Origin of the sequence: Nesterenkonia sp. PF2B19, from assembly GCF_001758425.2 — a bacterium.
Classification (GTDB): Bacteria; Actinomycetota; Actinomycetes; order Actinomycetales; family Micrococcaceae; genus Nesterenkonia; species Nesterenkonia aethiopica.
The window spans coordinates 17,164-28,162 of sequence record NZ_MDSS02000044.1 but is presented as its reverse complement, the minus strand read 5'-3'; the positions used below and the strand labels follow the sequence as shown (position 1 = coordinate 28,162).

Annotated in this window: 10 protein-coding genes and 1 riboswitch; of the genes, 3 read left to right on the top strand and 7 right to left on the bottom strand. The window is 67.3% G+C overall.

Going from position 1 to position 10,999, the window contains the following annotated elements:
• Window positions 1-210 precede the first annotated feature (210 nt).
• Window positions 211-306: riboswitch (TPP riboswitch) on the bottom strand.
• A gap of 76 nt (window positions 307-382) precedes the next feature.
• Complete coding sequence (locus tag BCY76_RS12535) at window positions 383-1,486, bottom strand: sensor histidine kinase (protein WP_170922691.1); 1,104 nt, start codon at window positions 1,484-1,486, stop codon at window positions 383-385.
• Between the two features lie 123 nt (window positions 1,487-1,609).
• On the opposite strand from BCY76_RS12535, the gene BCY76_RS12530 reads away from it, so the two are divergent.
• The 3 genes from BCY76_RS12530 to BCY76_RS12520 all read left to right on the top strand — a co-directional run bounded on the left by BCY76_RS12530 (window position 1,610) and on the right by BCY76_RS12520 (window position 4,115).
• Window positions 1,610-2,278, top strand: a complete 669-nt coding sequence (locus BCY76_RS12530) for a response regulator transcription factor (protein ID WP_070160214.1) — start codon at window positions 1,610-1,612, stop codon at window positions 2,276-2,278.
• Window positions 2,279-2,389: 111 nt separating this feature from the next.
• Window positions 2,390-3,448, top strand: a complete 1,059-nt coding sequence (locus tag BCY76_RS17645; RefSeq protein WP_139827781.1) for a hypothetical protein — start codon at window positions 2,390-2,392, stop codon at window positions 3,446-3,448.
• A gap of 40 nt (window positions 3,449-3,488) precedes the next feature.
• Window positions 3,489-4,115: a hypothetical protein gene (locus BCY76_RS12520; protein ID WP_070160217.1), complete on the top strand. Its 627-nt coding sequence runs from the start codon at window positions 3,489-3,491 to the stop codon at window positions 4,113-4,115.
• Window positions 4,116-4,270: 155 nt separating this feature from the next.
• Here BCY76_RS12520 and BCY76_RS12515 read toward each other — a convergent pair whose 3' ends face one another.
• The 6 genes from BCY76_RS12515 to BCY76_RS12490 all read right to left on the bottom strand — a co-directional run bounded on the left by BCY76_RS12515 (window position 4,271) and on the right by BCY76_RS12490 (window position 10,999).
• A complete protein-coding gene (locus BCY76_RS12515; protein ID WP_070160219.1) occupies window positions 4,271-5,092 on the bottom strand; it encodes a carbon-nitrogen hydrolase family protein in 822 nt (273 codons plus the stop codon).
• A gap of 38 nt (window positions 5,093-5,130) precedes the next feature.
• Window positions 5,131-5,715 (bottom strand): DinB family protein, encoded by a 585-nt coding sequence (locus BCY76_RS12510; protein WP_085437760.1) that lies wholly within the window; start codon window positions 5,713-5,715, stop codon window positions 5,131-5,133.
• Between the two features lie 195 nt (window positions 5,716-5,910).
• Window positions 5,911-7,056, bottom strand: coding sequence for an ABC transporter substrate-binding protein (locus BCY76_RS12505; RefSeq protein ID WP_139827780.1), 1,146 nt, complete (start codon window positions 7,054-7,056; stop codon window positions 5,911-5,913).
• On the bottom strand, window positions 6,951-7,766 hold the full coding sequence (locus tag BCY76_RS12500; RefSeq protein WP_085437759.1) for a hypothetical protein: 816 nt from the start codon (window positions 7,764-7,766) through the stop codon (window positions 6,951-6,953). Before BCY76_RS12500 ends, BCY76_RS12505 begins: the two co-directional genes overlap by 106 nt.
• Before the next feature lie 99 nt (window positions 7,767-7,865).
• Window positions 7,866-10,058, bottom strand: coding sequence for a dipeptide ABC transporter ATP-binding protein (locus BCY76_RS12495; RefSeq protein WP_070160227.1), 2,193 nt, complete (start codon window positions 10,056-10,058; stop codon window positions 7,866-7,868).
• Window positions 10,055-10,999: an ABC transporter permease gene (locus tag BCY76_RS12490; protein ID WP_070160229.1), complete on the bottom strand. Its 945-nt coding sequence runs from the start codon at window positions 10,997-10,999 to the stop codon at window positions 10,055-10,057. Before BCY76_RS12490 ends, BCY76_RS12495 begins: the two co-directional genes overlap by 4 nt.

Genomic DNA, 10,999 nt, shown 5'->3' with positions numbered 1-10,999 from the left:
TGACGACGACGACCTGCTCGCTCAGGGGCAGGGCGCCGTCGTGGGGGCCGGCGGCGGATTCGGTGGTGGACGCGGTGCTGGTGGGTGCGGCGTCGTTGAGTGCCGTGTCGGTGCTCATGGTTGCCTCTCGTCTCGAGGCGAAGGCGGCCCGCGGGCGATGCGCACTGGACACCGATGGAGGTCACCGGGTCTGGCGCCGTGCGGATCAGCGCCGCACATGCCGGACAATCCCTTCGCCAGTGCTAACTGGATCAGGTTCGACGGGTGTCATCTCAGCCGCAGTGCGCGGCACCCCGTGTCACAGCCTTCATCTCATCACATGGCGGGCGTCACAGCCAGTCCGTGAGGGACGGATGACCGCGGATCCCTGTCTGTGACGCCTTCATCCGACCGCTCCAGACGCAGGAATTCCGACCTGGCACTCGCGGCGCATCCCGTGAGCTTCCAGACACCACCGTCCGGCATCGTCAGGTCCGGCGCGGAACGTTCCTCCAAGTCTTCTCACTCGCCAATCCATGCTGCTCATGCCGACCCCGCGGCCGTTGCCCACTCCAGCGGATTCGCCGTCCGCCCCAGCACGGTTCGTCACCGTCAGATCCAGGGTCTCGCCGACCTCGAGCGTGATCCAACAATCGGGCTCGCCTGCATTAGAGGGAGCACCATGCCGCAGCACGTTGGTGACGGCCTCCTGGATCAGGCGACCGAGGTCGTGCTGGAGGACGAGCCCCACGTTCGCGGAATCCCCACGCACCAACAGTTGCGGATGATGCCCGCCCTCACGCAGTTCATTCAGGCGCAGCTCGAGGACCTCGTCCAACCCCATCTGGATACCGGCGTACTCATCTCCCGGAATCTCCTGCCGCATCGACACCACCTGATGCAGATCTGAGATCGCCGAGCCCGCAGCCTCCGAAATCGCCCGCAGGGCCGTCTCGTGGCCCTGACAATTCTGGGCCAGTCCGGCCGCTTCGCTGCGCATCCGGATCATCGTCAGCTCATGACCCAACGAGTCGTGGAGTTCATGGGCGAGCGCGCGTCTCTCGGCCTCCCTGGCCGCCTCGAGGGCCGCCTCAACAGCAACAGCACGTTCCTCAGCATCCTGCTGCCGCTCATAGGTCCGCCGGAGCAGACCCCCGACCACATAGGCGCACCCGATGCACAGTGCCCACCACACCCACATTCCAAGGTCCGATCCACTTGACGCTCGGTCCCAGACGGACAGCGTCACCCAGGACAGGGCCAGCACCAGATAGGCGCGCCGGCACCATGGCCGGGCTGAGACAGCCATAATCCCTGCGAATGAGACCGCCAGGAGCGCCCCCTCCAAGGGAGCCCCCATAAGTCCGCTCATGGCCGCGCCTGCGAGTGCGACGACGGCACCGGCCTGCGGCGCGATCCACAGCGCGCAGAAACTCAATGCCCAGGCAATGTAGGCGATCAACGTACCCTGTGCCACTGGGGACTCCAGCACGAGGATCTGCAGCACCAGGGAGATGATCAGAGCCGACCCCACGGGAATCGTTACGGACAGCAGTGCGGACCGTGGGAGCTTCTGCACCATGCTGGGAACTGGGGTTCGCACCATGTGGTCAGGCTATAGGATCGTTCCATGATTCAAGTGCTGGTGGTGGACGATCATCCCGCCATGCGCGACGCACTCAGCATCTACGTGCGATCTGCCTCCGACATGGAGCTGGTCGGCGGCCACGCCACTGGTCAGGCTGCTCTCCACCGCGTCCGGGACGACGCGCCCGACGTCGTCCTACTCGACCTCCACCTCCCGGACCACGACGGCGTCGAGATCACTCGGATCATCGTCGACACCTACCCACGCACGCGGGTGCTGGCACTGTCAGCGCTCACATCCCCAACGACTGTCGCTCATGCGATTCTCGCGGGCGCCACCGGGTACCTCAGCAAGGGCGCGACAGCACGGGAGATAGTGGCTGGCATACGCCGTGTCCACGCAGACAGGCCCATCCTGGACTCCGCTATTGCCCCCCATCTGCTGGTCAGCCCGACAGCCTCCCCTGATGCTCTTCACCGAGCAGCAACGCGGATCCTCAGCCTGGTCCCAGAGGTCCCACCCCGGGAGTTGGAGACCTTGCAGCACCTCTCCACAGGTCTCAGCAATCATGAGATCGCGCAGGCCATGACGATTAGCGAAGCCGCAGTCAAAGGACATCTGAGCCGGCTGAATCGCAGACTTGACGCTCGAGACCGCGTGCAGCTGCTCATCCGTGCTACTCAGCTGGGTCTCGTCAGACCTCGGATGTAGCCAATGGTCACCAGTATCCGCTCTTCCGCCGGGCGACGGTCACAACTTCGTCGATCCTAGAGTCCAGCCCCTCACCTGGGGCTCTCAACTCATCCGGCCAAGAAGGGACGCATGAAGACTCTCGTATCGCTCGCTTCGATAGGCGCGCTGAGCGCAGGCATGTTCACACCTACGCAGGTGGACAACACGCCCCACACGCCGCCGCCATCGGACTTCCCAGAGTCAGACAAATCTGTGGCACTGGATGTATGGAACTCACCGACTGGACAGGCCAGGGTCTCACACAATCCGAATACCGAAAACTCCTCTGTCGAACCTTCCACCCCACAATCTTCGGGGATACAGGATGAGACCGAACTGGACGAACTCTCCGCAAACGACAGCCTCACTTTCACTGTCGTCGATACGGACGAATCTGAAGAGATTGGGTCCACGGTAGACACTGAGTTGCATCTCGCGTTGAACGACGGCCTTGGGTCCACTTTCAAGGTGACCAGTCACCCCGCAGGAATGGAATTCAACTCTGTCGTCAGCGGCTCCGACGAACCTACGGCACCGGCTTTGGACCTCGACATCACATCGGAGGCAGAGCTGATCGAGAACCCTGAAGGGTACCTTCTGGAAGCCGACGAAGGAACTGTCGCGGCGTTCACCAACATCACAGCAAGTGACGCCACGGGTGAAGAAGTCGAGGCCTGGTACACCTGGGAGGACGGGATCCTCTACCAGGAATTCAACCATGATCAGGTCAGCGATTACCCCGTCTCAGTCTCCTCAGGATGGAGCTACTCCTACACGTTCTCATACGGCAAGACGAAGTACCAGGCGTCCAGCCTGGTCCGCGGTTGCTTCAATTGCTATTTTCCTATTTCCGGCGCCCCTAGGAACTATCCCAGCAATGGTCAGCTCCTGCCGCTCCGCGTAGCCGTCATCGGAAACTTCGAATGCAGAATGGGAGTGACACAGCTGCCGGATGCGAACCACAGCTTCTTCTTCAACTTCCGAACCACAACGAACCACCTGTATGGCACGGGCCATACAGTGAACTTCAGTTTCGGAGACCGCAGCGTCTTGACGGTCTACGCATCTACTCCGTCCTGGGCTGCCTGGACTCACCCTGGGGCGAGGTCTCAGTGGTCAACTTTCGCATCGAACGTGCGAAACGGATAAAGAGGGACATGAAGCCATGGAACAGCCGAGCACACATGCAATGATCACGTGGCGCAGCGCCGCCTACCCCGCCGCCTTCGTCAGTGCGATCGGTGCTTTGTGGGCACTCGTGAGCCTCCTGACGGAGCTCGGCGCCACCTGGGGGGGCTTCGCGGGGGCGATCGGCTGGGTACCGGTGCTCATCACCGCGCCGACGGTTGTCGCGGCCGCCGCCGGGGCAGCGTCATCACTATTGCTTACCCCCGCCCTGCGGGCAGCGGCTCCCGGAGTCGCTGCGACTGTTGCGGCACTGGTCTCCGCGACGGCGGCCGGACTGCTCGCCTGGTGGCTGATCGGCGAGCGCCTGCTACCTGCCGCCCACGTCGCGGTCGCACTGGCGGTCTTCGCCGGAGTCACCCTGGCGTGGTCCACCCGGGCAGTGCAGCCCCCACGACTCGAGGCCGCACTGGCCCGCGCCGTCGTCGTCTCCTTGAAGGTCACGATCGTGCTCGCCGCGCTGGCCGCCGTCGTGGGGCTCCTGGCCGGGCCCGCACTGGAGATGACGCGGCTGCAGGCCGCCTGGATGGTGCCCTGGTTGGTGGCGAGCCTGAGCTTTCCGCTGGTGACGGTCGGGGCGGGTGTCTACGCCCTGGCCGCGGGCCGTCGCCACGTGGGGCGGACTTCTTGACCCCTCCTCCTGATCTCTGTCCCCCTTTCAGGGACCTCACTCCTTGGTGAAGCGCGTAACCCACCGCCGTCGTCCCTGAAAGGGGGACAGGGATGCCCGCGGACCAGCTCAGGGCCGGAGGGCAGCAGGGCAGGCGGACAGGGCCCGGGGACCCCTCAGCCCTGCGGAATCTCCCGGGCGTTGGCCAGCACCGGCAGCTTCTCCCGGGCGGCGGCCACGACGTCGGCGTCGAGGTCGGCGACCAGCAGCTCCGGGGCCTCGCCGGCCTCGGCGAGCACCTCCCCGGTGGGCGAGACGATCATGGAGTGCCCCACCCCGGTGGGCGCCCCCTCCACCGCCTCGACCCCGGCCGCTGCGGGCAGGCCCTGACCGCACGCGATCACGTACTGGGTGGAGTCCAGCGCCCGGGCGCGGGCCAGCAGCCGCCACTGGTCCACCTTCCCGGGTCCGGCACCCCAGGACGCCGGCAGGATGGTGGCCAGCGCTCCGGCCCGGGCGTGGGCGGTGAACAGGCTCGGGAATCGGATGTCGTAACAGGTCGCCAGGCCGAGGAGCTCACCGTCGAGGGTGAACCGCGCCGGCTCCTCACCGGGGGCCACGGTCTTGGACTCCTGGAAGCCGAAGGCGTCATAGAGATGGATCTTGTCGTAGGTGGCCAGCACGCCCTCGCCGTCCACCGCCAGCAGCGTATTGGTCACCCGCGCGCGGCCCTGCTCCCCCGGCTCTGCCGGGGTGAACATGCCGGCGACGATCGCTGTCCCGTGATGCCGTGCGATGTCACGCAGCCGAGCGCCCCAGGGGCCGTCCACGGGCTCGGCGACGGAGGTCAGCGTGTGCCCGAAGGCCCGCTGGACGGCTTCGGGGAAGACCACCAGCTCGGCGCCGGCCTCCGAGGCCCGGCCCGCCCACTCGTCGACGAGCTCCAGGTTCTGCCGCGGGTCCTCACCGGTGACGATCTGTGCTGCTGCGATACGCATGACACCAGCCTACGCGTCGATCCGGAGCCGACCCCGCCTCAGAGGAACTCATCGGTGAGACGCTGCAGGTCCTCCACATGCGTGTGCCAGTCGGAGAGCTCCGCCTCCGGCATGTTGTCGTTCCCAGGCCGCATGCCCACCGCCCCGTCGAGGAGCTCACGCAGGATGTCTGCATGGCCGGCGTGCCGGGCGGTCTCCACGATGAGATGGACCACCAGCCGCCCGAGGGTCGTGCGGCCGTTCTCACCCCACCAGGGCACCTGGGCAGGCGCGTCCAGGCCCAGGTCGGCGACGGCGTCGTCGGTGGTCCGCCACGCCGTCCGGTAGAAGTCCAGCACCCAGTCCCGGCTCTCCTCCTCCGTGGCGAAGAGGTCCGCGTTGAACGCGGCGCCGTCCTCCAGCCACGGCATCGGCACCGGGCTGGGGCGCCCCAGTGGGGCCGTGAAGTACCCCATCTCCATGCTGGCCACATGTTTGACCAGGCCCAGCAGGTTCGTCCCGGTGGGGGTCAGGGGGCGGCGGGCATCATGCTCCGTCACGCCGTCGAGCTTCCAGATCATCGCCTCGCGCAGCCCGTGCAGGTACCGCAGGAGCATCTCCGCCTCAGCGTCCACATCACTCATGGCGGCACTGTAGGAGATGACGGGCCCGGGGAACAGGCTCCCCGGCCGCCGACCCGGACATCTCCGGCCCGCCCCTCGCCGACCCGCCGACACAAGATCGGGGACGGCCGGGATGGATCACTCGCACCTGTCCATCCCGACCGCCCGCGACCGGTCTTCATGCCGACGACGGCCCGTCACCCGGGCCGTGCGGGATCACTCCTCGTCGGTGTCCTCGAGCTCCTCGGCGTCCACACCGGTGTCGGTGCCGTCGTGGCCGGCGTCGGACTCCCAGCCGACCAGCGTCCAGTCACGGGTCTCGAACAGGCTCGGCCCGTAGTTCGCCAGACCCTCGCGGAAGGCCGTGATCACGGGCCCGTTCGAGTACGCCAGGTAGTGGAAGTAGGTGCTCAGTGCCTCCTGCTCGATGGCATGGGCCTCGGCGAACCGCTCGTCGTCGTCCTCGATGCCGAAGAGCTCGCTGATCCGCTCGTCCAGCTCCTCGTCTCCCAGGCCGGTCAGGTTGCCGTCCCCAGTGGAGTAGAACTGGTTCGGGGCGCTGGTCGGGTCAGCCCCGGCCTTGCCGTAGCACATGTTGACCAGCCCGAAGTCGCGGTTGCCCACCACGTCCCCGAACTGCCCGGAGCCCTGGTTGTTGATGTCCAGGTTGACGCCGACGCCGGCCGCCATGGACTGGGCGGCCTGGGTCATCGCCTGGTTGATCGGGTCATCGCCGAAGGTGTTGAACACCACCCGCAGCTCCTCGCCGTCCCGGCTGCGGTACTCGTCCCCCTCATCCTCGAAGACCCAGCCGGCCTCCTCCAGGACCTCTGCGGCGCCCTCGGCGTCGTCGTCCTCCACAGGGTAGGCGTCCTCGTACCGGTCATCGAACGGCATCATCAGCCAGGAGCCGGGGGTGTCCTCCTCCCAGTTGATGCCCTCGAACTGGATGGCCGCCAGCTGTTCGCGGTCCAGGACCCGGAAGATCGCCTCCCGCACCGCGACGTCGTCGAGGGTGGTGGCGTCCCCGTTGAGCACGAAGCCGCAGGTCGCCATGCGCTGACCGCGGCGGATGTCATAGCCCTCGTCCGACCACTCCGTCAGCTCCTCATAACGGGGGCGGTTCGCCACGGCGACGGCGTCGATCTCCCCGTTCTGGAACGCGGGGATGGTCGCGCTGGTCTCATAGGCGGCGAAGTTCAGCCGCTCCAGCACCGGCTCCTCGCCCCACCAGTTCTCGTTGGGGACCAGGGAGATCACATTCGCGGCCACGTCCATGACATCCACGGTGAAGGGACCGGCCCGGTACTCGGGCCGCACATCGTTGACGAAGCCGTCGTTGAACTCCTCCGGGGTGTCCACGTCAGGGTGGATGATGGGGCTGTCACCGGTGCTCCCCGCGTTGAAGATGCTCTGCCAGGCTGGTACATCTCCGCCATGGTGATGGTGAAGTGCCACTCGTCCTCGCCCTGCTCGATGCTCTCGATCTGGTCGTAGGCCGTCGTGGACACCAGGTCATAGCCCTCTTCGGCTCCCGAGCGGATCGCCACGGTGTGCTCGTAGGTCTCGAAGTCGATGGGCGTGCCGTCGTTCCAGACGGCCTCCGGGTTCAGCTCATAGTGCAGGAGCTGGGTGCCGTCGTCGGTGATCTCCTGCTCTGCCGAGAGGAAGTAGTCCTCGTTGAGGACGTAGTCGCCCTCAGGGTCCAGCCTCCAGGCGCTGGCAGTGTGCACCGCGCTGAGGATCTGGCGGGTGTCGGCGGCGTTGCCCGCATTGGTCAGGCCGTTGAAGTTGGGCCCGAGGTGGCCGATGGGCAGAGTCAGCTGACCACCCTCCTGCAGGTCCGCCGGGTCCTGGGCGTTGATGTCATAGACCTCCGCGAGGTCCCGCTGAGACCCGCCTGCTCGGGTCCCCCACCCCCGCTCCCGCCGCCGTCGCCGTTGCCGCAGCCGACCAGGGCCAGCGCTCCGGCCGCCAGGACGGCCATCGGCAGCGCGGCTCGGCGCCGCGGGATCCTCGTCTTCCGGTGCTGCATAGGTGCTCTCCTCCTGTGCGATGATGCGGATGCCCACCTCCGCTGGTGGGTGCCCGCCGACGCCGCTGCGCCGGGTCGGGCACCATGACCGGCCAGGCGGGCTTCTCCTGGGCCGGATGCTCTGATGCGGACGCGCTCAGTTCACGGCCGCCTCCCGGGTGCTCAGCAGGTCCGCAGGATGATGGCAGGCGACGCGCTGATCGACGTCGTCCTCCCCGGCCAGCGGCTCCAGCACCGGCTCCACCTCCTGGCAGGACCTCCGCTTCTCCTCCGGCAGGAGGCGATACAGCGGACAGCGGGGCCGGAAGCTGCACCCGTCGGGCACATTCGTCGGCGAGGGGAGGTCCCCCTCCAGCACCAGGTGCGTCCGGGTGGACTCCACCTCCGGGTCCGGCACCGGGATGGCCGAGAGCAGCGCCTGGGTGTACGGGTGCCGCGGGCGCTCATAGATCTGCTCCACGTCACCGACCTCCACGAACCGGCCCAGGTACATGACCGCCACCCGGTCCGAGATATGCCGGACCACCGAGAGATCATGGGCGACCATCACATAGGAGAGCCCCAGCTCCGACTTCAGCCGCTGCAGCAGGTTCACCACCCCCGCCTGGATGGAGACGTCCAGGGCGGAGACGGGCTCGTCGAGCACGATCACCTTCGGGTCCAGCGCCAGGGCGCGCGCGATGCCGATGCGCTGCCGCTGCCCTCCGGAGAACGCGTTGGGGAACCGGTCCAGGTGGTCCGGCTGCAGCCCGACGATGCCGATGAGCTCCATGACCCGCCGGGAGATGCGATCGGCCTCCCAGCCCTGCGCCTGCATGGGCTCCGCCAGCAGCTCGAAGACCGTCTGCCGCGGCGACAGCGCCCCGGTGGGGTCCTGGAACACCATCTGGATGCCCGCCCGCAGCTCCTTCGGCGCCCGGTGCCGCTTCTTCGAGCCGGCCACCGTGGTGCCGTTGACGTGCAGCGTCGAACCCTCCGGCGGGTCCAGCTCCATGATCTCCAGCAACGTGGTGCTCTTGCCGGACCCGGACTCGCCCACGATGGAGAAGCACTCCGCCTCACGGACGTCGAAGCTGATGTCATCGACCGCCTGCACCACGCCCAGGCGGCGCTTCAGCAGCCGGGAGCGGAGCTCGAACCGGCGGCTCAGATGCTCGACCTGCAGCACGGTCTCCCGACTCTCGCGCGGGGTCAGCTCGATCGCGGAGGGCTGAACACGCTCGACACCGTAGACCTCCCGCGGGTCCGAGCGCAGCGCCTCCTCCAGCCGCAGGCAGGCCGCACTGTGCAGCGCCACCTGAGGCAGCGCCGCCCCGTCACCTGACGAGGAGTCGTCACGGGCCGAGGCTCCTGGTACGGGGCGCAGCACCGGCTCCTCCTGGCGGCACTGTTCGGCCGCCATCGGACAGCGCGGAGCGAACGGGCAGCCGAGCGGCGGCTGCGTCAGATTCGGCGGCTGGCCTGGGATCGTGGCCAGCGCGTGCTCCGGGGAGACGTCCAGCCGAGGCACCGCCGCGATGAGGCCCATCGTGTATGGCATGGATGGTTGGGCGAAGACCTCCCGGGTGGTGCCGCGCTCCACCGGCCGACCGGCGTACATGACCACCAGGTGGTCGGCGAGGCCGGCGACCACGCCGAGATCGTGGGTGATCATGACGATCGCCGCCCCGGTCTCCCGCTGGGCCACCTTCAGCAGCTCCAGGACCTGCGCCTGCACGGTGACGTCCAGGGCGGTGGTCGGCTCGTCGCAGATGATGACCTTCGGGTCGTTGGCCATCGCCATGGCGATCATGACGCGTTGACGCATGCCGCCGGAGAACTCATGGGGGAAGTTCTTCAGCCGTTCCTCAGGCGAGGGGATGCCCACCTTGGTCAGCAGCTCGGCGGCGCGGTCCTCCTTCTGCTGCCGAGTCATCTCCGGATGGTGGTTGCCGATGGCGTCGGTGATCTGCTGGCCGATGGACAGCACGGGGGTCAGCGAGCTCAGCGGGTCCTGGAACACCATGGAGATGGTGTTCCCCCGGTGCCGGCTCATCTGCTTGTCGCTGAGCCCGAGCACGGACTCTCCGGCGAGCACGACCTCTCCGTCCACACGGGCGGACTCGGGCAGCAGTCCCATGATGGCCATCGAGGTCACGGACTTCCCCGAACCGGACTCCCCCACGATGCCCAGGACCTCCCCGGCACGCAGGTCGAAGTCCACGCCCCGGACCGCATGCACGGTGCCGGACTCCGAAGGGAAGCGCACGTTGAGGTCCCGCACGGAGAGGACCACCTCCGGGCCCCCGGCGGTCTGCCGCCGGTCTGTCACTGCTGGCGTGGTGCTCATACTCGGGCTCGACCTCCTGCTCGCGACTCCGGATCGAGGGCGTCCCGCAGTCCGTCGTTGATCAGCATCAGCGCCACGACGATCAGCCCGAAGGCGATGACCGGCGCCCAGAACATCCATGGCTGCTGGCCGAAGACATAGCTGCGGGCCTGGTAGATGAGCAGCCCCAGCGAGGTCTCCGGCACGCTGACCCCGATGCCCAGGAAGGACAGGGAGATCTCCGCGAGGATCGCACCCCAGATGCTGGTGGTCGCGTTGATGATCGCCAGGGAAGCCAGGTTCGGGGTCAGGTGCCGCCACACGATGCGCAGCGGGTGCACCCCCATGAAACGTGCCGCCTTCACGAACTCACGGTCCACGAAGGACAGGGACATCCCCCGGATGAGACGCGCTGAGGCCATCCAGCCGAAGAAGACCATGATGAACGCCAACGTCACGGGCCCGCCGTCGCGCCCGGTCATGATGATGCCGATCAGGATGATCTGCGGAAACATGATCAGCGCCTCGATGAACCACATCAGGGTGCGGTCCACCCACTTGCCGAAGTACGCCATCGCACAGCCGGCCAGCAGGGACATCAGCGGCGTCAGGATGCCGACGACCAGCCCGATCATCAGGGAGGTGCGGGTGCCCTGCGCCAGCAGCGCCACCATGTCGATGCCGGCCGAGTTCGTCCCCAGCCAGTGCTCGGCGCTCGGCCCCGTCCCCAGGTTCAGGAAGTCCTGCTCCGTGTAGTGCCACGGGGTGAGCAGATGCCCGAAGAGCGCAAACGCACCCAGCAGAGCCAGCAGCGCCACGCCGACGAGGGCCAGCCGGTTGCGCACGAACCGCCGGGCGATGAGCCGCTTCTTGCCCATCGGCTTGAACTCCACCGGCTGCTCCGGCAGCTCGTCCGCGGCGGCGCGCGAGTTCTCCACGGCGCTGATCGGGGTGATGGACAT

Bases quoted from the DNA above. Each gene is read 5' to 3' on its own strand.
- BCY76_RS12495 (WP_070160227.1), bottom strand. From the start codon at position 10,058: ATGAGCACCACGCCAGCAGTGACAGACCGGCGGCAGACCGCCGGGGGC.
- BCY76_RS12490 (WP_070160229.1), bottom strand. From the start codon at position 10,999: ATGTCCATCACCCCGATCAGCGCCGTGGAGAACTCGCGCGCCGCCGCG.
- BCY76_RS12520 (WP_070160217.1), top strand. From the start codon at position 3,489: ATGATCACGTGGCGCAGCGCCGCCTACCCCGCCGCCTTCGTCAGTGCG.
- BCY76_RS17645 (WP_139827781.1), top strand. From the start codon at position 2,390: ATGAAGACTCTCGTATCGCTCGCTTCGATAGGCGCGCTGAGCGCAGGC.
- BCY76_RS12515 (WP_070160219.1), bottom strand. From the start codon at position 5,092: ATGCGTATCGCAGCAGCACAGATCGTCACCGGTGAGGACCCGCGGCAG.
- BCY76_RS12530 (WP_070160214.1), top strand. From the start codon at position 1,610: ATGATTCAAGTGCTGGTGGTGGACGATCATCCCGCCATGCGCGACGCA.
- BCY76_RS12510 (WP_085437760.1), bottom strand. From the start codon at position 5,715: ATGAGTGATGTGGACGCTGAGGCGGAGATGCTCCTGCGGTACCTGCAC.